Consider the following 24,400-nt stretch of genomic DNA (forward strand, 5'->3'; position numbering starts at 1 on the left):
ATGCATCCGAACACACTGTGCCACCGAATATTCACGTTAATGTGACAATGCCGTTTAGACGCTGGATGAGCGAAGGCGCACACCCCGACACGCTGGTCGAGACGCAACTAGAAGTCATTGAGCTCGCTCTTAGCCGCTTTCCGGAGCTCGGTTAACCGGCTCGTCCCGGTAGCGCGTGAAATTTACCCGGTGTCGCAACACGACGAAGGCCCGGGGGTCTGCTGCGATGTGTGTTGTCTACGCACAACAACCGCAGAAATACCCACGAGCCATGGCTGGGCCTATCGGCTCGCAGCGCGATGCTGCGAGCGCACTCTTCGACCTGCCCGGATACCGCGTAATCGGAGTCAATGACGAACCCGCGTCGGCCGCTGGGTCGAAGTCGAAATCGATCATCCCGCAGTCTGCGGGACTGCGGCATCACCGCGTCGAGAGTGCATTCTTTCGCGCTGCCAACGGATACGGGACGTCCCGCACGCGCTGATCGTGATCTGGCGCAAACGCCGCTAGTTTTGTGACAATACTTATTGTCCTGCAATAATATTCAGTGAATGCACCGACCAGGTGCCCGCCTATGCGCGGTCCACCGCCCGCCTCGGGAACTATGTATCCGATGCCGTCACCAAGTCCGGACGGGCCATCAGCGAGGTCGCCGCGGCCTGCTCGGTGTCCTGGTGGCTGGTGCAAGCGTGCCTGCACTCGGAGACGCACACACTGCCGAACGTGAACGAGTTGGCGGTGTGGCGGATCGGGATCGACGAATACCGCTTCCGCCGGGTGCGGTTCTTCAAGGACACCGCCGGCGCGTGGGGTCGGTCCGAGCCTTGGATATCCAAGATTGTCGACCTCGACACCAGCCAGGTTCTCGGGGTCGTCGACGGCCGCGACAATGCCCGCGTCAAGGGGTGGCTCGCCGAACGGCCGCAGTCCTGGCGTGATCAGATCGAGGTCGTCGCGATCGATCCCTCCGCCGCGTTCGCCAAGACGATCCGCGAGATGTTGCCCAGGGCGGCGGTCAGTGTCGACGGTTTCCACCTCGTAATGAAAGCCAATGACATGGTGACCGCTGTGCGGCAACGTCTTTCGCATCAACTGTTCGGCCGGCGGGGCCGCAAGTCGGATCGGGTGTGGGCGCATCGAATGTTGTTACTTCGCGGTCGGGACACCCTTTCCGGGGGAGGGGTGGCTCGACCGCACACGCTCTTCCGCGTCGATGATGTCACTGGTGATCTCGAGGCTGCGTGGACGGTCAAGGAACTGCCCGGGGGTTTCGCAACGAGGATCATTACCGAACCCGTATTCTTCTTGCCAGTGCCGCCTGGAGTGCGGCATGAACACGCTCACTGCAGAACCCCGGCGCTTTCACGCGCTACCGGGAAGAGCCGTATAAGTACGCAGCGGGGCCGCGGGCAATGGTGGACCATTCAACGCCGAAGTCCGCGCCGCAAGGCCACGCGATTCGTGTCCCGCCGGGCCCTGCGTGTGGTGAGCGCGAACAGCTAATCACCCTCTGCACCGCGCGGTCAGATGTGCGGTGCAGAGGGTTCCCCCAGCATCGACTTCACCCATAGCGGCGGGCGCTGCCCGTACGTCGTCGACCGATAGGACCGACCCGGCCGGCAGATCAACCAGAAATAATCGCCGCCCGCCAGCGAACCCTACCGGTCACCGCACTAGCTTTTCGAGCGTTTCGGCGAGCTCGGAGCGTCCGGCGACACCAAGCTTGTCGTAGGCGTTCTGAAGGCTATCGCGTGCCTCGGTGTACGCCGAGTGGGTATTGCCGTCGAGCACGGGGTCGAGAACGCTAACCATGGTTGTGCCTTTCGCGGGGAATCGACCGAATGTGTGTCTTGGGTCTCATCGAAGCGTACACTTGAACTCGGCGTCAACATTGAGTTTGTTGTGAATGCCATTCAATGGCAGCGAACTTCACGAAAAGGAGAGCAGTGTGCTCGACAACGATTCTCGGATTTCCGCGCTGCCGCTCGCGCCGCCGGCGTTGCATCGCGATCCGCCCAGTACCCAACGTGGTGCCAGGACCCGAGCAGCGCTGGTCGTCGCTGCTCGTGATGTTTTCGAGCGTGCCGGCTATCTCGATGCCCGCCTGACAGACATTGCGAAGGAGGCTGGGTGTGCTACCGGTTCTTTCTACACCTACTTCGCCAACAAGGAGGAGGTTTTCGCGGCGGTCCTCGAAGTTGCGCGTGAAGAAATGATGCATCCGGGCATCGGCCGGGTCGCCGGTACGGACGATCCGTATGCAGTGCTGGAGGCAAGTAATCGTGCGTATCTTGCTGCATACCAACGTAATGCGAAGTTGATGGGCCTTATGGAGCAGGTCGCGCACATCGACCCGGAGTTTCGTAGGATCCGCAACGAGCGCGCCGACGCCTTTATCAGGCGCAATGCCCGGGGTATTGCCGATTTGCAGAAGCGCGGCATTGTCGATGTGTCCCTGGATCCGATGACTGCGTCGATAGCGTTGTCCGGCATGGTAAGCCGGTTTGCGTACAACGTATTCACGTTGGGGGAAGGTTTGATGGACGGTCGGCCAATCGACTTCGAAGACTTGGTTGTCACCGTCACGAAACTATGGGCAAATGGCCTGAAGTTCCCTGAGCGCGGCTGATTTCCCGAGGTTGGGAATGCCCTGGCCGGAATGCGGCCAGGGCATCGGTGATCTCACCACGTTCAGCGGCCCAGATCGTCAGGCCTGCTCGACGACTCGAGCAACCGACTCTGCAACGGCGACGGGCTTGTCCGAGCCTTCGCATTCGACTACCTGGCTCATCGTCAGCTGAATTCCACCCGCTAACTGCTCGACGGAGACCAAGGTTGCGCGCATCCGGATTCGAGATCCCACGGGTACCGGCGCCGGGAAGCGGACCTTGTTGTATCCGTAGTTGAGGCCGTGTGCGAACCCGTCGAGCGCCAAGAGTTGATACGAGAATTGTGGCCCGAGCGAAAGGCTGAAGAGGCCGTGCGCGATGGTCGTACCCAGCGGGCTGGTTTTTGCGCGCTCCGGGTCCACATGAATCCACTGGTGATCGTTGGTCACTGCTGCGAAGGCGTCGACGCGGTCCTGTGTGATGTCGTACCACTCGGTGGGGCCAAGTTCCTGCCCGATCAATGCCTCGAGTTCGGCGAAGGTGGACGGGCGTACGGGCAGTTCGTGTGCTGTCATCTTTTGTTCCCTTTACTCGCAGTTCGCGGTGGCAAATTCGGTGGGTTTCGAGAGAAGCTGAGCGTCAAAGGTTGAAGTTGACGCCGGATTCAACTATACATGAGGAGAGACGTGGATCACTGATAGGAGCTTCCGGTGAATGCAAGCGAGAGGAATCGAACGTGAAGGTTGCCCAGAAGGTTGCGATAGTCACCGGTGGAGGCGGAGGAATTGGGGGTGCACTTGCCCGGAAGTTGGCAGCTGAGGGCGCCCGCGTCGTTGTCGCCGACCTCAACGCGGATGCCGCGACTGCAGTTGCCGACGCGGTCAATGCGGCGCACCCGGGATCAGCCGTTGCCTCCGCAGGCGATGTGTCCGACGCCGGAGTGATCGAGGGTTTGATTGCACTTGCCGAGGAGTCGTTCGGTCCGGTAGACCTCTACTTCGCGAATGCCGGCATTACCGGCGGTCTGGGCCTCGACGTCGACGAAGAAGGCTGGGACATTGCCTTCGACATCAATGTTCGGGCCCACATTCGGGCTGCTCGTTTGCTTGTTCCCGGTTGGGTCGAGCGCGGAGAGGGCTATTTCATCAGTACCGCTTCCGCGGCCGGTCTCCTCACTCAGGTGGGTTCGGCGGTGTACGCGGTAACCAAGCATGCTGCGGTCGGCTTTGCCGAGTGGCTGTCGATGACCTACGGAGACAAGGGCGTTCGAGTCAGCTGTCTCTGTCCGATGGGAGTCAATACCAAGCTCCTCTACGAGGGCAAGGATTCCGGTGATCCGCTCGGCGAAGCCTCGACGGGTGCAGTCCTTGCCGCCGGTGAGGTCATCGAACCCGACCAGTGCGCCGAAATCGTTCTTGCTGCAGTCGATGCCGAGCAGTTTCTTATTCTTCCGCACCCGAAGGTTCTGGACATGTACCGCCAGAAGGGTTCAGATTACGACCGCTGGTTGCGCGGAATGCGCCGCTACCAAGCGTCGTTGCTTGCAGGAAGCCGATGAGCCACCTTGAGCGTCGAACCCCGAACTTTCCTTCCCTCTCGATCAGGAGCCCACATGTCATTCTTTGAATTCTCGGATCGCACCAAGAAGTACCAGGCCGAGTTGAACGATTTCATGGACAAGCATGTCTACCCGGCTGAAGCTGTCTACGAAGTGCAGATGCGTGAGTCCGGCAATCCGCATTTCCAGCCGCCGATCATCGATGATCTGAAGAAGGAAGCCAAGGCACGCGGGCTGTGGAACCTCTTCCATCCCCATCTGGAATGGGGTCCCGGCCTGACCAACCTCGAATATGCGCCGCTCGCAGAGATCATGGGCCGCAGCCATCTTGCGTCCGAGGCAACCAACTGCGCCGCCCCCGACACCGGCAACATGGAGGTGCTCACTCTCTTCGGCACGAACGAACACAAGGAGAAGTACCTCAAGCCCCTTCTCGAAGGCGAAATCCGCTCAGCCTTCGCAATGACTGAGCCTGAGGTGGCGAGCTCCGACGCCACCAACATTCAGCTCCGCATGGACCGGGACGGTGACGAATACGTCCTCAACGGCCGTAAATGGTTTGCCTCCAACGCATTGCACCAGAACTGTAAGGTTCTCATCGTCATGGGCAAGACCGACGTCAACGCCGCGACGCATCGTCAGCAGTCGATGATGGTGGTTCCGATAGATGCTCCGGGTGTCACGATCGTCCGAAACCTGCCGGTCTTCGGATACCAGGATCGTGAAGGACACGGCGAGATCACCTTCGAGGACGTACGCGTTCCCGTCAAGGACATCCTCGCCGGCGAAGGCGAAGGCTTTGCCATCAGCCAGGCACGTCTCGGACCCGGTCGCATTCACCATTGCATGCGCGCCATCGGAATGGCTGAACGCGCACTGGAACTCATGTGCAAGCGTGCATCCACCCGCATCACGTTCGGCAAGCCGGTCAGTGACAACGCGAACATCCAGGACTGGATTGCTGAGGCTCGCATCGACATCGAGATGGTTCGACTCCTCACGCTCAAGGCCGCGTACATGATGGACACGGTGGGTAACAAGGAAGCACGCACCGAAATCGCAGCGATCAAGGTTGCGGCACCGAACATCGCACTCAAGATCATCGACCGTGCGATTCAGGTCCACGGCGGCGGCGGCGTCACCGACGACTTCCCGCTGGCAATGGCTTACGCCCATATGCGAACCCTGCGTCTGGCCGACGGCCCGGACGAGGTGCACAAGCGCGCTATCGCCAAGCAGGAACTGCGCAAGTACCGCGAAGTTAGGTGAACTGACATGGCAGGACTGGATCTCACAGGCAAGACGGCGATCATCACCGGTGCCTCGCGAGGCATCGGCCTGGCGACTGCACAGGCAATCGCAGCGGCCGGCGGAAACGTTGTCCTGACCTCGCGCTCACAGGAATCCGCGGACGCTGCCGCAGCTCAGATCACCGGCAATGCGATCGGGGTCGGGGCACACGCAACGGATGAGGATGCAGCACGTCGGTGCGTCGAGCTGACCATCGAACGCTTCGGCAGTCTCGACATCCTCGTGAACAACGCGGGCACCAATCCGTCGTTCGGACCGATCATCGATCAGGATCACTCGCGTTTCGCCAAAACCTTCGACGTCAACGTGTGGGCTCCAGTCCTGTGGACAGGGCTTGCCGCGCGAGCCTGGATGAGTGAACACGGTGGCGCCGTGGTTAATACGGCGTCCATCGGCGGTATGGCATTCGAGGCCGGTATCGGTACGTACAACGCATCGAAGGCCGCTCTCATCCACATCACCAAGCAGTTAGCTCTCGAACTGTCTCCGAAGATCCGGGTCAACGCGGTTGCCCCGGGAGTAGTGCGAACCAAGCTGGCCGAGGCACTGTGGAAGGAGCACGAAGAAGCAGTGTCGGCGTCGACAGCGCTGGGACGCATCGGTGAACCGGAAGACGTGGCCGCAGCTATCGCCTTCCTGGTTTCCGATGCAGCCGGGTGGGTTACCGGCGAGATCATGACGATCGACGGCGGGCAGTTGCTCGGTGATGTACAGCCGTTCAGGCAAGGAGCGTCTTTCGGTGGCTAGTGTCGAAGTAGTCGGGTTGGATACCGAAGCTGTCACCCGGTGGATATCGGGACTGGGAATCGACGTCACCGGTCCGCTGACTTTTGATCGAATCGGCTTGGGACAGTCCAACCTCACGTATCTCGTTCAGGATCAGGACGGCGCGAAATGGGTGCTACGACGCCCACCTCTCGGTCATCTTCTGGCGTCGGCACACGACGTGGCACGCGAAGCGCGGATCCTGTCCGCTCTGGAATCCACGGAGGTGCCGTCGCCCCGAGTTTTCGGGTTGACGGAAGACCCCGCCGTGACCGAAGTTCCTTTGCTGCTCATGGAATTTGTCGAGGGCGCGGTAGTGGACCGAATGCCCCTGGCAGAAGCGTTGTCGCCGGAACGGCGCCGGGCAATCGGCATCTCGATTGCACAGACGTTGGCCAAAATTCATGCCATCGATCTGAAGGCTGCGGGACTGGACGATTTGGCCAGCCACAAACCCTATGCAGCCAGGCAATTGAAGCGGTGGAGCGGACAGTGGGAACAGTCGAAGACTCGGGAGTGCCCGGATCTGGATGACTTGACCCGACGCCTGATTGCCGCACAACCGCAGCACACCGAAACCACGTTGGTGCATGGCGACTTTCACCTGCGCAACGTGATTACATCGGCGCTCAGCGGTGAGGTGGTTGCCGCCCTCGACTGGGAACTATGCACACTCGGTGATCCGCTGGCCGATGTCGGAAGTTTGCTTGCGTATTGGCCGGAGGCCGGGGAAGATACCGCCGGAGATTTCCCGGCGTCGGCGCTCCCCGGATTCCCGTCGAGAGAAGAGGTGTCGCAGGTGTACGTCGATGCCACCGGTCGGGATCCGGCGGCCCTGAAGTTCTGGCACGCGTTGGGGCTGTGGAAGGTTGCGGTCATTGCCGAGGGCGTGATGCGTCGGGCCCGCGACGAACCGCAGAATGCAGCCGAGAGCGGGACTCCCACGGTTGAACGTATTGATGCCTTGGTTGCTAAAGCCCGGGACATTGCAGATCAAGCCGGAATCTGACGAGATAACCGGTTCCACCGCACGATATTTGGAGGACAAGTGAGTCAGGAACGCAGAACGGCGATCGTCACCGGCGCGGCGCGGGGAATCGGCGCGGCAGTGGCAAAGCGTCTGTCGGCAGACGGCTTTGCCGTAGCCGTACTCGATCTCGATGAAGCAGCGTGTGCGGGCACCGTCGATGCGATCAATGTTGCCGGCGGTGAAGCACTGGCGGTTGGAGCCGACGTTTCGGATGAAGCGTCGGTCGCTGCCGCGGTCGAGCGGATTGCAGCGGATCTCGGTTCGCCCACGGTGTTGATCAACAATGCCGGTATCACGCGGGACAATCTGCTCTTCAAGATGACTGTTGCGGAGTGGGATTCGGTCATCAACGTTCACCTTCGTGGTGCGTTCCTGATGTCGCGCGCTGTGCAGAAGTACATGGTGGAAGCCAAGTTCGGCCGTATCGTCAACTTGTCGAGCACGTCGGCACTGGGTAACCGGGGCCAGGTTAACTACTCGGCAGCGAAGGCGGGAATGCAGGGATTCACCAAAACTTTGGCCTTCGAATTGGGCAAGTTCGGCGTCACGGCCAACGCGATTGCTCCGGGGTTCATCGAAACCGAGATGACTGCGGCAACGGCTGAGCGTATGGGTGTCGGCTTCGAGGATTTCAAAACCGCTGCCGCTTCACAGATTCCGGTCAACAGAGTGGGTCAGCCAGAGGATATCGCGCACACCGCGTCGTTCTTTGTCAGTGAGGGCGCAGGATTTGTCTCCGGCCAGGTTGTCTATGTTGCCGGCGGACCCAAGGATTGAGCTTCACCCCCATCGCTCGAACCGTAGGAGTTGGTATGGCTTTTGATGAAGAGGCAGTATCGCGTGATCTTGCCGAGAAGGTGAACACGCTTCTTGCCGAGCATGATCCGGCGAAGACGTCAGTATCGAAGTTCCTCGGCGCACGATTCGACGCCGGATTGGCGTGGGTCCACTTCCCCGAAGGCCAGGGGGGATTGGGTGTACCGCAGAGCTTTCAGCGTCAGGTCAATGAACAATTGGCAGCAGCGGGTGCGCCGGGGCCGGATGTGGGTAAAAACGGTATCGGGCTCGGCATGGCCGCGCCCACCATTGCCGCATTCGGTACGGAGGAGCAGAAGCGGAAGTTCCTGCGCCCCTTGTGGACTTCGGAGACTGTCTACTGTCAGCTGTTCAGCGAGCCGGGCGCCGGTTCGGATCTGGCCGCAGTAGCTACGCGCGCAGTGCGTGACGGCGACGACTGGATTGTGAACGGGCAGAAGGTCTGGACGTCGGGTGCTCAGAACGCGCAGTTGGCGATTCTCGTGGCCCGGACGGATCCGTCGCGTTCCAAACATGCCGGGCTGAGCTACTTCATCTGCGATATGACCGATCCCGGCGTCGACGTCCGTCCGCTGCGTCAGATCACCGGTGAGGCAGAGTTCAACGAGGTATTCCTCACGGACGTAAGCATTCCGGATGTCAACCGCCTCGGTGCGGAGGGGCAGGGCTGGAAGGTTGCTACCACCACGCTGAACAACGAGCGTGTGGCCATCGGATCCGGTGCTCCGCGTGAAGGCGGAATGATCGGCAAGGTTGCGCAGGCTTGGCGAGAAGAACCTCAGTTGCGTAACTCGGCGATGCACGACGAGTTGATGCGGCTCTGGACCGAATCCGAAGTTGCCCGTCTGACCGGTGTACGGCTCGGTCAGCAACTGGCGGCCGGGCAACCCGGACCGGAGGGTTCCGGCATGAAACTTGCGTTTGCGGGTCTCGCCCAGCAGATTTCGGGCTTCGATCTCGAACTGCACGGTGAAGCCGGATTGCGCTACGACGATTGGACGCTGAGGCGACCGGATTCCGTGGACTTCACCGGACGCGAACCTGGCTACCGGTACCTCCGAGCAAAGGGCAATTCGATCGAAGGCGGGACGTCGGAGATCCTTCGCAACGTCATCGCAGAGCGCGTTCTCGGGTTGCCGCCCGAGCATCGCGTCGACAAGGACATCGCCTGGAAGGACCTACCCCGATGAGCGCCGATCTGCTGTACACCGAAACCGAACAAGACCTGCGCGCCAGCGTTCGACGCTTACTGAGCGAGCGCGCCGCAGCCGAGACAGTGGTGACCGCGTACGACGAGGTGCCGGCAGACTTTACCGGTCTGTGGAAGTCCCTGGCATCGGAACTCGGGTTGGCCGGATTGCTGATACCCGAGGAGTTCGGGGGAGCGGGTGCGTCTACCCGCGAGGCGGCGGTGGTGATGGAGGAGATCGGCCGCGCCGTCGCGCCCGTTCCGTTCTTCACCAGCGCAGTGCTGGCAACGACGGCACTGTTGAAGGCCGGTGAACGAGAAGTTATCGGGCGCTTGGCTTCCGGTGAGTCGACGGCAGCGTTGGTGATCCCGCTCTCGACGTCGCCCGGTACTTTCGTCGCTTCGGTCAAGGCTACGGATTCAGGTCTTGTCGGCCGTGTCACGACGGTTGCCGGTGTTGCCGAGGCAGATGTTCTTGTTGTGCCGGTGTCCGGCGCGAGCGGTCTCGAACTGCATACCGTGCGTATCGCTGATGCCAACGTATCGCCGGTGTTGTCGTTGGACATGACTCGCCGGCTGGCGGACGTCGAGTTTTCCGGAGCGCCGTCGGTGCGGGTAGACAGCGGGAACGCCGTCGACGCGGTAGAAGAGGCGCTGATCGTTGGAAGCGCGCTACTGGCGTCGGAGCAGTTCGCTGTTGCTCAGTGGTGCTTGGAGACCACGCTTGCCTATGTAAAGGAGCGCAAGCAGTTCGGTCGAGCGATCGGCTCGTATCAGGCGATCAAGCACCGTCTGGCGGATTTGTGGCTCGAAGTCAGCTCCGCCGGCGCGGCCGCGCGTTATGCCGCAGACACTTACGCGCGTGGCGACGCGGATTCCGGAGTTGCCGCAACGCTCGCTCAGGCATTCTGCAGCGACGTCGCTGTTCACGCTGCCGAAGAATGTGTGCAGCTCCACGGAGGTATCGGAATGACGTGGGAGTATCCGGCGCACCTGTACCTCAAGCGTGCCAAGAGCGATCAGCTGACACTTGGTTCGGCATATCAGCATCGGGCGCGGCTTGGCGAACTCGTCGACCTTCCTGTTTCCTGAAACACACAATCACTACCTGAGTGGAGAATTTCTGTGAAGGCTTGGCGCATCAACGAACTCGGTGAACCCCGAGATGTACTGAAGCTTGAAGAAGTGGCAGAACCGACGCCGAAGCCCACCGAGTTGTTGGTGAAACTCCTTGCCGCACCGGCTAACTTCCCCGATGTGCTGATGTGTCGCGGCGAATACCAGATCAAGCCGCCATTGCCGTTCACGCCCGGCGTCGAGATGTGTGGTGAAGTTGTCTCGGTCGGAGAATCCGTCACTAAATTCTCGGTCGGCGATCGAGTGATCGGCAATCCGAGCTTGCCGGATGGCGGTTTCGCCGAGTTTTCGATTCTCGACGAAACCAATACGTATCCGGCACCGGCCGCGCTGGACGATGCCGAGGCGTCTGCTCTCACCATCGGCTACCAAACGGCGTGGTTCGCGCTGCACCGTCGTTCGCAGCTGCTCGAAGGCGAGACTCTCTTGGTGCATGCTGCAGCCGGTGGTGTGGGAAGTGCTGCCATTCAGATCGGTAAAGCCGCCGGCGCCAAGGTGATCGGTGTGGTCGGTGGACCGGACAAGGTGGAGTACGCACGCAAGCTCGGTGCGGATTTGGTTGTCGATCGGCACAGTGAAGATTTTGTCGCAGCGGTGAAGGAATTCACCGGCGGTAAGGGCGCCGACGTGGTGTTCGATCCGGTCGGCGGCGACGCCTACGCAAAGTCGACCAAGTGCATCGCTTTCGAGGGGCGCATCGTGATTATCGGTTTCGCGGGCGGCACCATTCCGCAACCGGCTCTCAATCATGCTCTGATCAAGAACTATTCGATCATCGGTCTGCACTGGGGTCTCTACAAGGCGTACAACCAGCAGGCTATCGACGATTGCCATGTCGAGCTCACCAGGCTCGCGGATGCAGGGTTGATCAAACCGTTGATCAGCGAGCGGTTGCCGTTGTCCGACGTTGCTGACGGTGTCGCTCGACTCGGGGACGGCGCAACCGTCGGCCGCGTTGTTTTTGTTCCCTGACTCCTGCTGTGCGCCTTTATTACCCGCCCGCGGGCAATAAAGGCGCACAGCACCACGTGCGAAAGGTTTGATCATATGAGCTTGTTGGATGGACTGTTCGACGTCAGTGGCAAGACGGTCGTGGTGACCGGCGGGTCGCGCGGAATCGGCTTCATGATCGCTCGCGGATTTGTCGAGGGCGGCGCGACGGTCATTATCTCCGCACGCAAAGCGGAGGCGTGTGATGAGGCAGCGCAGGAACTCTCGGAGTTCGGCACGTGCATTTCGCATCCGGCAGATTTGTCAACTGACGAAGGTATCGAGAGTTTGGCGGCCAAGGTCGCCGAGGTATCGCCGACGCTCGACGTGCTGGTCAACAATGCCGGCGCGACGTGGGGCGCACCGGTCGACGATTTTCCGGCTGCAGGGTTCGACAAGATCTTCGATCTGAACGTCAAAGCGATCTTCTTGCTGACGCAGAAGTTGTTGCCGCAGTTGCGTGCTGCGGCGACAGCCGAGGATCCGGCGCGTGTGATCAATATCGGTTCGATCGACGGACTGGTGGTGTCCGGCTCCGAGAACTTCTCTTATGGTGCGAGCAAAGCTGCCGTGCACATGTTGACTCGGAAGTTGGCGGCAACGCTTGCAGCGGAAAAGATCACGGTCAATGCGATTGCTCCGGGACCTTTTCCGTCGAAGATGATGGCGTTCCTTCTCGAAGACGAGGAGAGCGCCAATGCCGTCGCCGCATCGGTTCCGCTTGGGCGTGTGGGTTCTCCGGAAGATGCTGCCGGGCTGGCGTTCTTCCTGTCCTCCCGCGCCGGTGCTTATCTCACCGGCGCGGTGATTCCGCTCGATGGTGGAGCTAGCGGAGCACGCTGATCGGCACACTGATTCGAGTTGTTCGGATTGGCCTGAAAGTCGGACTACTATGACTTTTAGGCCAATCCGTGTTTGGCGAAGTGCGATATCGATGACTTTTAAGTGGCCGGGCAGGGGACGCCATACATGAGTGTGTCCCGTGCTGAGGAGGCCAGATGGTCGACACCGTGACCCGCGGCACGGCCGTTCCATAGTGAACGGTGTGAAGGTGCAGTCTGAACCGGTCTGCGATCCGGGGACGGGCAGCACCGAGTAGCGGGGGTCTTGGAGAGTACTCCACGTACTAGTACGTACCGCACTAGTACGTGCCGCGCACGACGAGAAGATCGTGAGCGCTCAGGAAACCAGTGCCCATGGGTGGTTGAGAGTGGACGGCCCAGGGTCAAGTTTAAGGGATACGTCACGAATATTATTGCAGCGGTGATAGATTCGAGGAGTCGGGTCCCGTGAAACTCTGAGCTGGTCGCAAAGTTGTCGCAGATCTCGCAGACGTTGACCTAAGGGCATGCGCGAGCGGCTGCATTCCTGGAGAAGTGACTTAGTGCGACAAGGGTTTTGAGCATCTCGCCACTGACCCGCGTCCCGTTGTCCGCGACGTTCGGCTTGCCAATGGGAGTGAGGGTGAGGCGCTGGATAAGCGAAGGCGCACACCCCGACACGCTGGCCGAGAAGCAACTGGAAGTAATATCGCCCGCTCTTAGCCGTTTCCCGGATCTAGGCTAAATGATGGCGCCAGGTGCCGAGCACCTGGCGGCCGTCGGGGGTCGACCCCGAGTGGTCGGTGAAGCCTACGACCAGGTTCGGTTTGACACCGCAGACGGTGTCCGAGGTGAGATAGGCGCCGTCTGCCGGGAACAGTTGGGTGACCAACTTGCGGTAGCCGGGTGCGGTGATCATGAAGTGCACGTGCGGTGCCCGGTACTGATGCCGGCCGGTGGCTTCGAGCATGTGACCGACAGGTCCGTCGTCGGGGATCGGGTATTCGTGCGGCATGATCGACCAAAACTGTAGGCGGCCAGCGGTATCGGTGTGGAAACGGGCACGCAGTGCCGGCCCTATCAGGTCGGGCAGTTGGACATCGTAGAAACCGTCCTCGTTGGCCTGCCACACATCGACGGCTGCGTCGGCTATCGGGTTCCCGTCGGGGTCGGTGACGTGCACATCCACCCACATCGGGGTGCCGGTAAGCCCGGCGGCGAGGTCGCTGCCGCGCTCCGCCGCCGGGGTCCCTCGACGTAGAAGGGTCCGAGTACCGCAGACGGTGTCTGTGTCGCGGCGCGGGAATTGGTGAGGATGTCGACCATCGTCGATATGCCGGGGGTGTCCGACAACAGAATGAACTCCTGGCGGGTGTCGCTGCAGATCTGCCCGGTGCGGGTGAGGAAGTCGACGGCGAAAGTCCGTTCGTCCTCGGTGATGTCGTTGTCGGTGACGAATTGGTGGGCATGGCGGACGAGGTCGGTCATCAGGGCGCGCAGGCGCGGGTCGGGGGTGTCGGCGAAGCTCGCGATCACCTCGGCGGTGGTGTGGTCGAGCTCGGCGCGCGGGAAGGCTGCCCCGCCGCCGGGACGGCTGCCCCGCCGCCGGGACGGCGTCCCTCGTAGGCTGCGGTGAGCAGGTCGGTGATACCTTCACCGGTCACCGGGCGCGGGTTGGGGTAGGGCTTGGCGATGGCCAATTCGGTGGCGCTGTCGATGTTCTCGCGGGTGAATCCGAGCTCCGCGAGAGAGGTGGGCCCACCGAGGGCGGCGATCAGGTCGTACACACCGGCGGCGGCGTCGGGGACCCGCATGGCGTCGGCGATCTTGGCCATCACCTCGGGTGCGGCAGCGGCGTTGTAGGCCATCGCGTGCGGCAAAATCACGGTGTGGGTGGGGGCGTGCGGAAGGCTGAAGCTGCCGCCCAAAGTGTGACAAAGCTTGTGGTGCAGGCCCATTCCGTCGGCGCCGAGGCACTGGCCTGCCAACCATGCCGACTGGAGCAGGTCGGCGCGGGCATCGAGGTTCGTCGGGTCGGCCATCACGATCGGCAGCGCACGGGTGATAGCGGCGATGGCGCCCTGGGCCATGCTGTCGATCACCGGGTTGGTCTCCGGGGAGTAGAGGGCCTCGACTGCGTGAGCCATGGCGTTGATCGCGCTGGTGAGAGTGAGTTCGGTGGGTAATCCGACGGTGAGGTCGACGTCGTAGATGACCGTCTCGGGCAGGATCTCCGGGCCGGAGCGAGTGGTCTTGACTCCGTCGGTGGTCTCCCCGAGGACCGGGGTCACCTCCGAGCCCGCGTAGGTGGTGGGTACGATGATCTGGTCGTATCCGGCGCGGGCGGCCAGTGCCTTCGACAGCCCGGTGGTTGATCCACCACCGACAGCGACGACACAGTCGACGGCGTGTTTCTCGGCGAGGGCGAGTGCGCGGGTAGTGACCTCGGTGGGGGTGTGCATGGTGGCGTCGTCGAAGCGGGCGACAATCAGTGGGCCGAGAGCTTCGCTGATGGCGGTGGTGACCGTGGTCAGACGCGGACCGCCGAGCAGGAGCACCCGGCTTCGGTGCAGACGATGCACTTCGTTGCCGACCTCGGCTACGGTCCCGCTGCCGAACACCACCCGCGAGGGTGTCGAGGTGTAGGTGAAAGTTTTCATTGCCGAGCTCCCAACTATTGCGCGGTTCCCGTTGCACACCAGCGTGAACCGGCGCCTCTCCGTCCGCTCAGCCTGCTTGTCCGGCGATCGCGGCGTGCATCTCCCACACGATGATCTCGGCGCCGGTGTCGGTGGTCAACTGTTGGCCCCCGCCGCCGCTGAGCCGAATCGCGTCGCCCTCTTCGAGAATCCCGACTCCCTCCATCGAGGCCTGCCCTCGGGCGACGAACACGTGCAGGAACGGGGCGTCGGGCACAGTGATCGGCGCCTGGCCGGGTTGCAGACGGGCGACGTGCATGGCCGCGTACTTGTTTTTGATTCGGATCGCCGAGTGGTCGGAGTGACCGGGCATCCCGGAGGCGACCGGGACCAGCCCGCCGGCTAACAGCTCGTGGTCGACCTCGAGTTGTTCGTAAGTTGGGGTGAGACCGGACTCGTCGGGCACGACCCACATCTGGATGAAGTGGACCGGGTCGCTGTGGTGGTCGGCATGCGGGCCGGCGATCTCGCCGAGCCGCCAGGAGTCGTTCTTCTCCGAGTGCAGGATGCCGGTGCCCGCGCTCATCCGCTGGGCGAGGCCGGGATAGATGACGCCGGAGTGTCCCATCGAATCCTGATGCACCAAGGAGCCTTGCAGTACCCAGGTGACGATCTCCATGTCCTGATGCGGGTGGGTGTCGAAGCCCATCCCGGGCACCACGATGTCATCGTTGTTGACCATCAACACCCCGTGATGGGTGTTCGCTGGGTCGTAGTGGCGACTGAACGAGAAGGAATGCTTCGAATCGAGCCAGCCGGCCCGGGTCTTGAAACGGTCATCGGCTCGGCGGACGTCGAGCTGCGGACGGTGCAGGGCTGCGGTCATGGGAGAGAGCACCTTTCAGGGGGCAAGCGGTATTGCGAGAGGGAGAAAGGGCGTAGTGGGCGGATCTGACGGACTTCGGGCCCCGGTAGATCCGCCCACGAGTGCCGATAACTACTGCGCGAGGGAGCCCGCGATCTTGACCACGCGGGTGGCCATGTGGTCGAGCGCGGCGAGGGTGGCGTCGTTGAGTTCGTTCTGGTTTTCCGGGCCGGTGATGTGGCTGACGCCGTACGGGTTGCCGTCGACGAACTTGAGGCCGTCGGTGTAGCCGGGCGGCACCAGGACGCCACCGAAGTGCATCAGCGAGGTGTACAAGCCGATCAGGGTGGTTTCCTGGCCGCCGTGCGCGGTCTGGCTGGAGGTGAATGCGGCATAGGCCTTGTCGGCGAGTTTGCCCTGTGCCCACAATCCGCCGAGCGAGTCCATGAACGTCTGGAACGGTGCCGCAGTGCTGCCGAATCGGGTCGGGGATCCGAAGATCACCCCGTCCGCCCACATGATGTCGTCGCCGGTGGCGGCGGGCTGATCCTTGGTTTCCTCGTAGTTCGCCGACCATGCCGGGTTCTCGGCGAAGGTCTGGGGATCGCGGGTCTCGGCGACGTGCCGCACGCGTACTTCGGCGCCGGCTGCTTCGGCTGCCGCCGCGAGCCGGTGGGCCATCGTGGTGCCGTGTCCGGTGGCGGAGTAGTAGATAATCGACAGCTTCGTCATGGGGGTAGTGCCTTTCTGGTCGGTGCGCTCCGGTGAACGGAGACGGCGGTGTTCGGTCACTGGGTCGGGTGCCCGATCGGAGGTGGTGTCAGACCGGCGGAGGAGTGGTTGCGGTGATGAAACCGCGGAGTTCGCTGTAGAGGGCGGTGGGAATGGCGTGGCCGCCGTCGTGGCCGAGGACGCTGACTTGTGCTCCCGCGTTACGGAATTGGGTGGTTAGATCGCTGGTATCTTCGGTCGATACCAGTTGATCGTGGGTACCGTTGACGATCGCGACCCGTTTATCGGTCAGATCCACCTCTCCGATTCCGCCGCGGTAGGGGACCATCGCGGCGATCAGGACGGCACCGGCGAGCAGGTGGGGATGCCGGGCCAGCAGGGAGGATGCGATATTGGCGCCGTTGGAAAAACCGACCGCTATCAGTGAACCTGGTTCGATCGCGTACGCCGACGAGGCAGCGTTGATGAATGCGGCGAGTTCGTCGGTGCGTTCACGAAGGTCGTCCTCGTCGAGAACGACCTTCCTTGATGCGGCGGAAGAACCGCGGCATCGAGCCCTCAAGGACCGTGCCGCGAGGGGAGAGCAGCGGGGAGTCCGGGGCCAATTCTGCGCCCAGCGGTAGCAGATCGTGCTCGTCGGCTCCGGTTCCATGCAGCAGTAGTAGCGGCGGTGCGCCGGTCCCGGCCCGCCAGATGTGGGGGCGGGCGAGGGTTGACCCGTTTATCTCGCTCATGATCGCTTTCGGTTCGACGGTGGGGGCGTTCTCACAGCACGTGGGAGCCGTACATTTCGCCGAGCGGGTCGGCGATCAGCTCGAGGCGGGCGCCGTCCGGATCGCGGAAGTACAGCGACACCTCACTGTGCTCGATCAATTCGATACCGGCGGCGATTAGCTTGTTGCGCAGGTGCTCCCACTTGGTGGGTTCGACGCTGATCGCGATGTGGTGCAAACCGCCGAGCACTTCCTGATACGGCCCGACATCGAGACCCGGGAAGTCGAAGAAGGCCAGCAGGTTGCTATTGCCGATGTCGAAGAAGAAGTGCGATGACCCCGGGTAGTCCCGGTTCTCGATCAGCTCCGTCAAGGGGAATTCCAACACGTCTTGGTAGAAGCGCACGGTCCGCTCGACGTCGCTGCTGATCAGCGCGGTGTGATGCAGGCCGCGAGCCGAGGAAGCAGGGCGTGATGCGGCCGGCTCGAGATGCTCGGCGCGGATCCGGTCGCGCTGCTCGGAGAACTGCTGCGAGCGCTGTTGTTCCTCTGTGGTGCTCATGGGCGTGTCCCGTCTGAAGGGAGGAGCGCAGATAGTTGCGCTCTCAACTACATTCCACAGTACTCAATTTAGTTGCAGTGTCAACTACTTAGGCTATGCTGGCGGAATGGAAGCGACCCGATGGCTCAGCGACGACGAACAACACACGTGGCGCGCCTACCTGGATGCGACCCGCCTGCTGCTGCAGAACCTTGATCGCCAGCTCGTGCGGGATGCGGGCATCTCGTTCACCGATTTCGAGCTCCTCGTCGTGTTATCCGAGGCGCCGGACCGCCGTTGCCGCATGGGGGAACTCGCGGACGCGGTCACCACGACACGCAGTGGGGTGACGCGGGCGATCAGTCGGCTTGTTGAGTTCGGGTGGGTGCGCCGGGTGGAGTGTGAGGACGACAAGCGGGGCATGCTGGCCGAGTTGACCGACGCGGGCGCGGCGAAGCTCGCCGCCGCCAGTCCCGGGCACGTCGGCGAGGTGCGTAAGAACATGTTCGACCTGCTCAGCCCCCGTGACGTCGCGGTCTTCGGGCGCGCCTATCAGGAGATGCGCACTCACATGCTTGAGCGTTCCTGATGTGCTCACTCGCCTCGCGCGATACGGGCTTCCGTCGCGTCGCACTGCGTTGCGTCGTGTCTGTCAGAGGACGCGCCACTGCGGTAGTTCGGTGGCTTGCGGGACCCGGTCGACCAACTCGTTTGTTCTGAAAGTTTCTGGGAGTCCTGCCCAGCGACTGAATTTTAGTTGACAGCGAAATTAGATTAACTTATCGTGATAGTTGCATATTCAATTACTTTCTATTCCTGCCTTGCCTGAGATCTTCGAGGAGTCCCATGACCACCGCCACCACCGTCCTGCCGAACCTGACCGCAGGCACCTGGGCCATCGATCCGGTGCACTCGACAGTCGGATTTTCCGTACGCCACCTCATGGTCAGCAAGGTGCGCGGCACGTTCAACGACGTCTCCGGCGCGATCACCGTCTCCGAGGACGGCACCGCATCGGTGACCGCCGAGATCGCGGTCTCCTCGATCGACACCAAGAACGCCGACCGCGACGCGCACATCCGCTCCGCCGACTGAGCCCGGATCGGGGATTCCCGCAGATCCTCAACCATTCGGTCTGGTTCCGTGGTGTGCTCGCACGGGACTCGGGTGCGCAGTGGAAAAAGACCGGCGTGATGCGTGTGATGAACCCGACTGCACGGGGCGCCGCTTGATCCGCGGCACCTGATGTGGAAAATGCATGTCATTTAGGCCCCGGCACTATGGACTTCGGACGCTGCGATCGCCGATTCCACCGACCCCGCTGAGTCGGCCGATCGCCGTCGCCCGCGCACCGACTCGCTCGCACCGCCGAGTCGAAGGAGCGGACCGCAGCCGCGACATATTGAGGAAGGAATCAGACCTTCAACCGAGATCGTGTTGTGCCCCGCCCCACTCTGATCCTCGGCATAGTGGCCACGAACGGGCACCCATGGTGAGTAGGGTCAGGTCATCGAACATTTTTTGCACACCGGTATCTCGCCGGTGTCGCTTACAGCGTTTGGATGTGACCGATGGTCGACTCCACCGATCCACCTACACCGCCGAGTGCGGCTCCCGATGCCGCGCGGACTCCTGCTGTGGCGCACAGCTTCCGCACACAATTGACCACAGGCGCGGACGTCGTCGACCCCACCACGTGGGCGGGTTCGGTACCGTACGCCACCGGCATCGCACCTCGCATGCGCATCGGCCACAGCAGATGGTTCAACCTGCTCTGGCTGCTACCTATCGGATTCGTCGTCTTGATCGGGGCAGTCGCAGCGGCGCAACACCTGCGCAGCATGTCGTCCGTGCAGGTGTTCATCGAGCAGCACCCCGGTGCGAGTGAGCCCGGCCCAGGCGAAACGTCGGCCCTCCCCGCATGGTTGGGTGCGCAACACTTTCTCAATCTGTTTCTGATGGTCTTCATCATCCGGTCGGGAGTGCAGATCCTCACCGACCACCCCAGGCTGTACTGGACTCGCCACAGCACACCTGGCCGGGAATGGTTCCGTATCCAGAAACCTGTTCCTGCCGATCCCTTGTGGACCGCGAAGAAGGACTCGATCAGCCTGCCCGGGCAAGTGGGTTTACCGGGGATCCGGCACTCGATCGGCCTGGCCCGGTGGTGGCATCTCGGCACCAACACGCTGTGGCTGCTCAACGGTCTGATCTTCTACGTGTTGCTGTTCGTCACCGGGCAATGGCGGCATGTGATTCCGACCAGCTGGGACGTCTTCCCCAACGCCATCTCTGTACTTCTGCAATATCTTTCGCTCGACTGGCCGACCGAAGGCCACTGGGTGGCGTACAACGGGCTGCAACTGCTCGCCTACTTCATCACGGTCTTCGTCGCCGCGCCGACCGCGATCATCACCGGGCTGGGTATGTCGCCGGCGTTATCCACCCGCTTCAGACGAGTCAGCAAGGTATTGAGCATTCAAACCGCCCGCTCGCTGCATTTTCTCGTGCTGATTTGGTTCCTGGTGTTCATCGTGATCCACGTGGCGATGGTCTTCACCACCGGACTGCTCCGCAACGTCAATCACATGTACGCGGCGAGGAATGACGACAGCTGGATCGGCTTCGTGATCTTTGCGGCTTCGATGGTGATCGTTATTGTCGGGTGGGTTGCGGCAACCCCGTTCACGCTGCGTCATCCACGAGTGGTTCAGCGAGTGGGTTTCGCACTCATCGGACCAGCGCAGCGATTGTTCGAGCACGTCGACTCCAAGCCTGGCGAATACACCGAGAAGGACATCTCCCCGTACTTTTGGCACAACGGGCAGTACCCCGACTCCGAGGAGTACAAATCTCTCTTGGCCGGCAACTTCGTCGACTACCGGTTGCGGGTCAACGGACTGGTCGACAACCCGGTGGAATTGGACTTGGCACAACTTCGCGCACTGCCACCACAGGAGCAGATCACGCAGCACTTCTGCATCCAGGGATGGTCGGGAATCGCCAAGTGGGGCGGCGTATCGATGCAGACGATCATGGATCTTGTCCACCCGAAACCGGGCGCGAAGTGGGTGGTGTTCTATTCACTCGGCGACGGCCCGGACGGGGGTTCCTACTATGACGCGCACCCGATCGAACAGATGGGATACCACCTGACAATGCTTGCCTACGACATGAACGGAGCTCCCTTGCCGTTCGGCCACGGTGCACCGCTGCGGCTCCGCAACGAGACTCAGCTCGGATTCAAGCAGGTCAAGTGGATCAAGGGTGTGGAGTTCGTGGCGGACTATTCCGAAGTCGGTGGCGGCTTCGGCGGTTATAACGAGGATCATGAGTTCTTCGGGTACCGGCAGTCCTTGTAAACCTGTCCTGATAGACGACTGATGGAGTGGGAATGAAGAAAATGTCTTTGACGGCGCTGGGACGCGAACAGCTCGCCCGCGCAGAGCGTGCGTCGGCGGGGCGCAGCGCCAGCACCGTATACGGGGGCCATGAACACGTCATGCGTCAAACTTTGATCGCGCTCGCTGCGGGTCAGAGACTCGAGGAGCATGAGAACCCGGGCGAAGCCACGGTCCATGTTCTGCACGGTCGCGTTAGGTTGACCGCGGGCGATGAGGCTTGGGAAGGCTCGCCCGGGGATCTGATTATCGTGCCCAATTCGCGGCATGCACTCGAAGCGCTCGAGGCATCCACGGTGTTGCTCACGGTAGCGAAATTGCCTGCTCCACCGGTAAATACGTAGTCGGCGCTCACCGGAATCGTCTGTCGATAACTTCGCGGGGTAGCTGTTCGGGAGTCGGATAGGTGATCAGCACACGAGTATTGTCCGGGTCGATGCCGTCGACAAAACGGATCCCGTCCTGTGTGTTCGAGTACGTACTGTCCTTCTTCGCTGTCGGCGGACCAGATGATCTGATCGACGCCCACAGCATCGGTCTCGCGTCCCCGGCCCGCCGTGTGTGCGCGTAAGTACATCTGGAAGCCGCTCGGCGTCAAAAGAAGGGCGGCGTCCGGGCTCGTGAATCGGGACCGTGCAGTCGAACACATCGCGGTAGAAGGTCACGGAACGGTCCAGGTCGGACACGCGCATCAAGCACGATGAAAATCCTTGCGGCAGTACACATCTCGTTTCCCTTTCGCAATGTCCGATGAGAATTCTTACGTTACCGCCGGTGCAGCGTCTTCGGATGTCGTCGCGCCCACCCGCGGTAAGGTCTGCGGTTACGGGCGGTGCCGGGAGCTGGGGGCACGGTTGGCGGCTGAGTCGGCGGGGGCTATGGGGATGATGCGTAGTCGCCGCTGAGAAAGCGTCCGAGAACTCGTGATGGTGAGCAGCGCTGGCGGATCGTGGGTGGGTCAGTGATGACAAGTCGCGGCCCGTACCCAGGAGTCCACAATGTCATCATCGCCGATGTCGATGTGCCCGTCGTGCCCGTCCCACGCGTCGGCGGGGCACCGATGCGCGGTGTATCCGTCCTCGTCGCTGACCGACGCCCAATGGTCGGTCTTGGAACCGCTACTGCCGCCACCGAGCAACATGGCGGGTCGCGGTGGACGGCCCGAAAAGCATTGTCGCCGTGTGATCCTCGACGCGGCACTGTCACGTTAGTTGAAAAGCCCAGCAGCGACGCCTGTTTGGGACAGTCTTTACAGGACACCGCCCTGCCGTTCACTTGCAGGCGGCGGCGTCGGTCGAGGTGACTTCTTGCCAGACAGCGAAGCGGCCGGCCATCTCGGTACGCCATTCGGGCGCCGAGAGTCTATGCCGTTTGGGCCGGAAATGCGGTGAGATGCCCGAGAAGGTGGACAGGAATCGTTGCGCGTGCCCAGGCGATGTGAACCGTTTAATAGCCCGTTCGCGCTGCCTGGTGGGTTGATGCGAGTTCTCGGCCCGGTTGCTGAAAGTACTTGGATTGGCGATGCTCGACCGAGGCCAGCATCTCGCGGTGGGCGACCTGGTAGCTGGCGAGCTTGTCGGTGACGATCACCCGCGGCACATAGTGCAAGCCCTTGAGCAGCTTACGGAAGAATCGCTTGGCTGCGTTGCCGTTTCGTCGTGACTGGACCAGTACGTCGAGCACGTTGCCGTGCTGGTCGACCGCCCGCCACAGGTAATGCAGGGTGCCGTTGATTTTGATGAAGACCTCATCGAGGTACTACTTGTCACCGGGTTGTGGGCGTCGGCGGCGCAGCTGGTTGGCGTATGTTTGCCCGAACTTGGCGCACCACCGCCGGATCGTCTCGTAGCTCACCACTACGCCGCGTTCGAGCATAAGTTCCTCAACTTCGCGGAAGCTGAGCGGGAACCGGAAGTACAACCACACGCAGTGGTTGATGATCTCGACCGGGTAGCGGTGGCCTTTGTACGACAGCATTGGGGTGGTCACGCCTCATTCTCCCAGCTTGCTGGGTTCAACAACGTGACAGTGCCCTTGTGAGAGCGCCGGGCGTGGCATCTGATCTCCCACAGCGGCTCGGTGGGGGATATACATGCCGACAGGTACGCTGCGGCGAGGAGATGGCCGCCGACAAGGTTGCATTTAGGTGAACCGATGTCCGGCCGCCGAACCAACAGTGAGGAGCAAGGAATTCTTGAGCATCCTCTGATTCAGCGATGTGAAAGCATCGGAATCGTCACAGCCCTGAAAGGCGCCGTAGCCGTCGTCATCGCGTGGGTGGTCGCGAACGACGTCTTCCACAGTCCAGAAGCGTTTCTCGCCCCGTATGCTGCACTTTTTATCATTGGGAACACTGTACGGAACTCGATGCGGGTGGCCGCCCGTCAGGTGAGCGTGGTCGTCCTTGGAGTGGTGGTAGCCGCGATCGCAGCGGTGACACTCCCGACCGTCGCCGCGTTGGCACTCGCAACGGCGGCGGGAATGCTCGTCGGCCGAATTCCGCGACTGTCACCTGACGGGGTTTGGGTGGCCGTCACCGCGGTACTGGTCCTTCTGTACGGAACAGCGACAAACCCATACCTTGTCATGCACCGCATAGGCGATGTAGTCCTTGGAGTGTTCATCGGTATCACCGTCAATGCCGTGTTGGTTCCGCCTGACTATCTTTCCGACGCACGGGACCTGTTGGTGGCGCGTACCCATGAGGTCTCGGACATTCTTCGACAAATGGCCGAGGGCGTGAAAACCGGTGATGGAAATGGCGATCTCTGGCGTCGACGGGCACTTTCGGTGAACAAATCCGTCACTGCGGAAGCCGCAGTGACGGAGGGTGAAGCCAGCCTTGTCGGAAACTTCCGGAAACGTGGCTGGTTGCGGATCGGGGGTGCGGATCTGTTCCGCCCTGCCGCTGAAGCTCTAGACGGAGCGGCATTGCATCTCATGGGATTGATCCTTGCTGTCGAGGACAGCAACTTCGACAAGAACGAGACATTGAAGGGATCCGTCGCTGGCTTACTCGACGCGATGGCCGGAGCATTCGAGGATGCCGGACGAGGCCCGGTACACGATCCCGCCGACGGTCACGCTCTCGCCACGCTGCCTCTCGCCCGAGAAAAGTTGTCGGAACTCGAAAAGCTCTTGCAGCAGGGAAAAGTCACTACCGCTGCCGCGCCTACGATAATCCTGTCCAGCCGCGGTCTACTCGCAGCGCTCCGCGTCCTCGACGGAGAAGAACATAAATCCGAGAGTGTTCACGACTGAGCTTCAACAGCCAGGCATCCGG

At 61.8% G+C, this 24,400-nt stretch carries 27 protein-coding genes and 3 pseudogenes; 19 read left to right on the plus strand and 11 right to left on the minus strand.

What is annotated here, in order from left to right; translation table 11 throughout:
* The first annotated feature begins 271 nt into the window (after nt 1-271).
* Both QM600_RS21195 and QM600_RS21200 read left to right on the plus strand, forming a co-directional pair.
* Nucleotides 272-484 carry a hypothetical protein gene (locus QM600_RS21195; protein ID WP_283263519.1) on the plus strand — a complete coding sequence of 71 codons (213 nt, stop codon included), beginning with the start codon at nt 272-274 and terminating at the stop codon, nt 482-484.
* Nucleotides 485-564: 80 nt separating this feature from the next.
* On the plus strand, nt 565-1,503 hold the full coding sequence (locus QM600_RS21200; protein ID WP_283263520.1) for a transposase: 939 nt from the start codon (nt 565-567) through the stop codon (nt 1,501-1,503).
* Nucleotides 1,504-1,665: 162 nt separating this feature from the next.
* Here QM600_RS21200 and QM600_RS21205 read toward each other — a convergent pair whose 3' ends face one another.
* Nucleotides 1,666-1,812 carry a hypothetical protein gene (locus tag QM600_RS21205; protein WP_283263521.1) on the minus strand — a complete coding sequence of 49 codons (147 nt, stop codon included), beginning with the start codon at nt 1,810-1,812 and terminating at the stop codon, nt 1,666-1,668.
* Nucleotides 1,813-1,948: 136 nt separating this feature from the next.
* Here QM600_RS21205 and QM600_RS21210 point away from each other — a divergent pair, with 136 nt between their 5' ends.
* Complete coding sequence (locus QM600_RS21210; RefSeq protein WP_283263522.1) at nt 1,949-2,629, plus strand: TetR/AcrR family transcriptional regulator; 681 nt, start codon at nt 1,949-1,951, stop codon at nt 2,627-2,629.
* Nucleotides 2,630-2,707: 78 nt separating this feature from the next.
* Here the strand turns inward: QM600_RS21210 and QM600_RS21215 are convergent, their stop codons facing one another.
* Nucleotides 2,708-3,184: a MaoC family dehydratase gene (locus tag QM600_RS21215; protein ID WP_283263523.1), complete on the minus strand. Its 477-nt coding sequence runs from the start codon at nt 3,182-3,184 to the stop codon at nt 2,708-2,710.
* 161 nt (nt 3,185-3,345) lie between these two features.
* Here QM600_RS21215 and QM600_RS21220 point away from each other — a divergent pair, with 161 nt between their 5' ends.
* From QM600_RS21220 to QM600_RS21260, 9 genes are all read left to right on the plus strand, one after another.
* Nucleotides 3,346-4,167 carry an SDR family oxidoreductase gene (locus tag QM600_RS21220; protein WP_283263524.1) on the plus strand — a complete coding sequence of 274 codons (822 nt, stop codon included), beginning with the start codon at nt 3,346-3,348 and terminating at the stop codon, nt 4,165-4,167.
* A 54-nt stretch (nt 4,168-4,221) separates the two neighbouring features.
* Complete coding sequence (locus QM600_RS21225) at nt 4,222-5,436, plus strand: acyl-CoA dehydrogenase family protein (RefSeq protein WP_283263525.1); 1,215 nt, start codon at nt 4,222-4,224, stop codon at nt 5,434-5,436.
* A gap of 6 nt (nt 5,437-5,442) precedes the next feature.
* The gene (locus tag QM600_RS21230) at nt 5,443-6,225 is read left to right on the plus strand and encodes an SDR family oxidoreductase (RefSeq protein ID WP_283263526.1); all 783 of its coding nucleotides are present in this window, start codon (nt 5,443-5,445) and stop codon (nt 6,223-6,225) included.
* On the plus strand, nt 6,185-7,252 hold the full coding sequence (locus QM600_RS21235; RefSeq protein ID WP_502943046.1) for a phosphotransferase family protein: 1,068 nt from the start codon (nt 6,185-6,187) through the stop codon (nt 7,250-7,252). The genes QM600_RS21230 and QM600_RS21235 overlap by 41 nt, the downstream gene beginning before the upstream one ends.
* A gap of 39 nt (nt 7,253-7,291) precedes the next feature.
* A complete protein-coding gene (gene fabG / locus QM600_RS21240) occupies nt 7,292-8,050 on the plus strand; it encodes a 3-oxoacyl-ACP reductase FabG (protein WP_283263528.1) in 759 nt (252 codons plus the stop codon).
* Between the two features lie 35 nt (nt 8,051-8,085).
* Nucleotides 8,086-9,279 (plus strand): acyl-CoA dehydrogenase family protein, encoded by a 1,194-nt coding sequence (locus tag QM600_RS21245; RefSeq protein ID WP_283263529.1) that lies wholly within the window; start codon nt 8,086-8,088, stop codon nt 9,277-9,279.
* On the plus strand, nt 9,276-10,370 hold the full coding sequence (locus QM600_RS21250) for an acyl-CoA dehydrogenase family protein (protein WP_283263530.1): 1,095 nt from the start codon (nt 9,276-9,278) through the stop codon (nt 10,368-10,370). Before QM600_RS21245 ends, QM600_RS21250 begins: the two co-directional genes overlap by 4 nt.
* Nucleotides 10,371-10,403: 33 nt before the next feature.
* Nucleotides 10,404-11,387, plus strand: coding sequence for an NADPH:quinone oxidoreductase family protein (locus QM600_RS21255; protein WP_283263531.1), 984 nt, complete (start codon nt 10,404-10,406; stop codon nt 11,385-11,387).
* Between the two features lie 75 nt (nt 11,388-11,462).
* Nucleotides 11,463-12,248 (plus strand): RhlG family 3-oxoacyl-ACP reductase, encoded by a 786-nt coding sequence (locus QM600_RS21260; RefSeq protein WP_283263532.1) that lies wholly within the window; start codon nt 11,463-11,465, stop codon nt 12,246-12,248.
* 714 nt (nt 12,249-12,962) lie between these two features.
* Here QM600_RS21260 and QM600_RS21265 read toward each other — a convergent pair.
* The 7 genes from QM600_RS21265 to QM600_RS21295 form a co-directional block, all read right to left on the minus strand.
* The gene (locus tag QM600_RS21265; protein ID WP_283263533.1) at nt 12,963-13,421 is read right to left on the minus strand and encodes a dioxygenase family protein; all 459 of its coding nucleotides are present in this window, start codon (nt 13,419-13,421) and stop codon (nt 12,963-12,965) included.
* Complete coding sequence (locus QM600_RS21270; RefSeq protein WP_283263534.1) at nt 13,376-13,762, minus strand: dioxygenase; 387 nt, start codon at nt 13,760-13,762, stop codon at nt 13,376-13,378. The genes QM600_RS21265 and QM600_RS21270 overlap by 46 nt, the downstream gene beginning before the upstream one ends.
* The gene (locus QM600_RS21275) at nt 13,759-14,886 is read right to left on the minus strand and encodes a maleylacetate reductase (RefSeq protein WP_283263535.1); all 1,128 of its coding nucleotides are present in this window, start codon (nt 14,884-14,886) and stop codon (nt 13,759-13,761) included. The genes QM600_RS21270 and QM600_RS21275 overlap by 4 nt, the downstream gene beginning before the upstream one ends.
* A 67-nt stretch (nt 14,887-14,953) precedes the next feature.
* Nucleotides 14,954-15,751 (minus strand): pirin family protein, encoded by a 798-nt coding sequence (locus tag QM600_RS21280; RefSeq protein ID WP_283263536.1) that lies wholly within the window; start codon nt 15,749-15,751, stop codon nt 14,954-14,956.
* Nucleotides 15,752-15,862: 111 nt separating this feature from the next.
* Nucleotides 15,863-16,462 carry an NAD(P)H:quinone oxidoreductase gene (gene wrbA / locus QM600_RS21285; RefSeq protein WP_283263537.1) on the minus strand — a complete coding sequence of 200 codons (600 nt, stop codon included), beginning with the start codon at nt 16,460-16,462 and terminating at the stop codon, nt 15,863-15,865.
* A gap of 88 nt (nt 16,463-16,550) precedes the next feature.
* Entirely contained in the window at nt 16,551-17,114 is a 564-nt protein-coding gene (locus QM600_RS21290) for an alpha/beta hydrolase (RefSeq protein WP_283263538.1), read from the minus strand.
* Nucleotides 17,115-17,227: 113 nt separating this feature from the next.
* The gene (locus QM600_RS21295) at nt 17,228-17,737 is read right to left on the minus strand and encodes a VOC family protein (RefSeq protein ID WP_283263539.1); all 510 of its coding nucleotides are present in this window, start codon (nt 17,735-17,737) and stop codon (nt 17,228-17,230) included.
* 106 nt (nt 17,738-17,843) lie between these two features.
* Between QM600_RS21295 and QM600_RS21300 the strand changes: the two genes are divergently transcribed.
* The 5 genes and pseudogenes from QM600_RS21300 (at nt 17,844) to QM600_RS21320 (ending at nt 21,688) form a co-directional block, all read left to right on the plus strand.
* Nucleotides 17,844-18,305 carry a MarR family winged helix-turn-helix transcriptional regulator gene (locus tag QM600_RS21300; RefSeq protein WP_283263540.1) on the plus strand — a complete coding sequence of 154 codons (462 nt, stop codon included), beginning with the start codon at nt 17,844-17,846 and terminating at the stop codon, nt 18,303-18,305.
* A gap of 257 nt (nt 18,306-18,562) precedes the next feature.
* A pseudogene (locus QM600_RS21305) lies at nt 18,563-18,808 on the plus strand (YceI family protein); the annotation flags it as partial.
* 479 nt (nt 18,809-19,287) lie between these two features.
* On the plus strand, nt 19,288-21,078 hold the full coding sequence (locus tag QM600_RS21310) for a molybdopterin-dependent oxidoreductase (protein ID WP_283263541.1): 1,791 nt from the start codon (nt 19,288-19,290) through the stop codon (nt 21,076-21,078).
* Between the two features lie 32 nt (nt 21,079-21,110).
* Nucleotides 21,111-21,461 carry a cupin domain-containing protein gene (locus QM600_RS21315; RefSeq protein WP_283263542.1) on the plus strand — a complete coding sequence of 117 codons (351 nt, stop codon included), beginning with the start codon at nt 21,111-21,113 and terminating at the stop codon, nt 21,459-21,461.
* 62 nt (nt 21,462-21,523) lie between these two features.
* Entirely contained in the window at nt 21,524-21,688 is a 165-nt protein-coding gene (locus tag QM600_RS21320) for a hypothetical protein (RefSeq protein ID WP_283263543.1), read from the plus strand.
* Nucleotides 21,689-22,075: 387 nt separating this feature from the next.
* Here QM600_RS21320 and QM600_RS21325 read toward each other — a convergent pair whose 3' ends face one another.
* On the minus strand, nt 22,076-22,258 hold the full coding sequence (locus QM600_RS21325) for a hypothetical protein (RefSeq protein WP_283263551.1): 183 nt from the start codon (nt 22,256-22,258) through the stop codon (nt 22,076-22,078).
* Between QM600_RS21325 and QM600_RS29985 the strand changes: the two are divergent.
* A pseudogene (locus QM600_RS29985) lies at nt 22,227-22,319 on the plus strand (IS5 family transposase); the annotation flags it as partial. The gene QM600_RS21325 and the pseudogene QM600_RS29985 sit on opposite strands and share 32 nt — an antisense overlap.
* 69 nt (nt 22,320-22,388) lie before the next feature.
* Here the strand turns inward: QM600_RS29985 and QM600_RS21330 are convergent.
* A pseudogene (locus QM600_RS21330) lies at nt 22,389-23,094 on the minus strand (IS6 family transposase).
* Nucleotides 23,095-23,271: 177 nt separating this feature from the next.
* On the opposite strand from QM600_RS21330, the gene QM600_RS21335 reads away from it, so the two are divergent.
* Complete coding sequence (locus tag QM600_RS21335; protein ID WP_283263544.1) at nt 23,272-24,378, plus strand: FUSC family protein; 1,107 nt, start codon at nt 23,272-23,274, stop codon at nt 24,376-24,378.
* Nucleotides 24,379-24,400: the final 22 nt, after the last annotated feature.

The sequence above is a fragment of the Rhodococcus sp. IEGM 1379 genome, assembly GCF_030056815.1.
Lineage (GTDB): Bacteria > Actinomycetota > Actinomycetes > Mycobacteriales > Mycobacteriaceae > Rhodococcus_F.

Coding starts and splice junctions, on each gene's coding strand:
- QM600_RS21250 (WP_283263530.1), top strand. CDS start 9,276: ATGAGCGCCGATCTGCTGTACACCGAAACCGAACAAGACCTGCGCGCC.
- QM600_RS21225 (WP_283263525.1), top strand. CDS start 4,222: ATGTCATTCTTTGAATTCTCGGATCGCACCAAGAAGTACCAGGCCGAG.
- wrbA (WP_283263537.1), bottom strand. CDS start 16,462: ATGACGAAGCTGTCGATTATCTACTACTCCGCCACCGGACACGGCACC.
- QM600_RS21260 (WP_283263532.1), top strand. CDS start 11,463: ATGAGCTTGTTGGATGGACTGTTCGACGTCAGTGGCAAGACGGTCGTG.
- QM600_RS21280 (WP_283263536.1), bottom strand. CDS start 15,751: ATGACCGCAGCCCTGCACCGTCCGCAGCTCGACGTCCGCCGAGCCGAT.
- QM600_RS21230 (WP_283263526.1), top strand. CDS start 5,443: ATGGCAGGACTGGATCTCACAGGCAAGACGGCGATCATCACCGGTGCC.
- QM600_RS21310 (WP_283263541.1), top strand. CDS start 19,288: ATGGTCGACTCCACCGATCCACCTACACCGCCGAGTGCGGCTCCCGAT.
- QM600_RS21335 (WP_283263544.1), top strand. CDS start 23,272: ATGTCCGGCCGCCGAACCAACAGTGAGGAGCAAGGAATTCTTGAGCAT.
- QM600_RS21275 (WP_283263535.1), bottom strand. CDS start 14,886: ATGAAAACTTTCACCTACACCTCGACACCCTCGCGGGTGGTGTTCGGC.
- QM600_RS21195 (WP_283263519.1), top strand. CDS start 272: ATGGCTGGGCCTATCGGCTCGCAGCGCGATGCTGCGAGCGCACTCTTC.
- QM600_RS21245 (WP_283263529.1), top strand. CDS start 8,086: ATGGCTTTTGATGAAGAGGCAGTATCGCGTGATCTTGCCGAGAAGGTG.
- QM600_RS21215 (WP_283263523.1), bottom strand. CDS start 3,184: ATGACAGCACACGAACTGCCCGTACGCCCGTCCACCTTCGCCGAACTC.
- QM600_RS21235 (WP_502943046.1), top strand. CDS start 6,185: ATGTACAGCCGTTCAGGCAAGGAGCGTCTTTCGGTGGCTAGTGTCGAA.
- QM600_RS21325 (WP_283263551.1), bottom strand. CDS start 22,258: ATGTTGCTCGGTGGCGGCAGTAGCGGTTCCAAGACCGACCATTGGGCG.
- QM600_RS21315 (WP_283263542.1), top strand. CDS start 21,111: ATGAAGAAAATGTCTTTGACGGCGCTGGGACGCGAACAGCTCGCCCGC.
- QM600_RS21300 (WP_283263540.1), top strand. CDS start 17,844: ATGGAAGCGACCCGATGGCTCAGCGACGACGAACAACACACGTGGCGC.
- QM600_RS21265 (WP_283263533.1), bottom strand. CDS start 13,421: ATGTGGGTGGATGTGCACGTCACCGACCCCGACGGGAACCCGATAGCC.
- QM600_RS21290 (WP_283263538.1), bottom strand. CDS start 17,114: ATGGAACCGGAGCCGACGAGCACGATCTGCTACCGCTGGGCGCAGAAT.
- QM600_RS21295 (WP_283263539.1), bottom strand. CDS start 17,737: ATGAGCACCACAGAGGAACAACAGCGCTCGCAGCAGTTCTCCGAGCAG.
- QM600_RS21205 (WP_283263521.1), bottom strand. CDS start 1,812: ATGGTTAGCGTTCTCGACCCCGTGCTCGACGGCAATACCCACTCGGCG.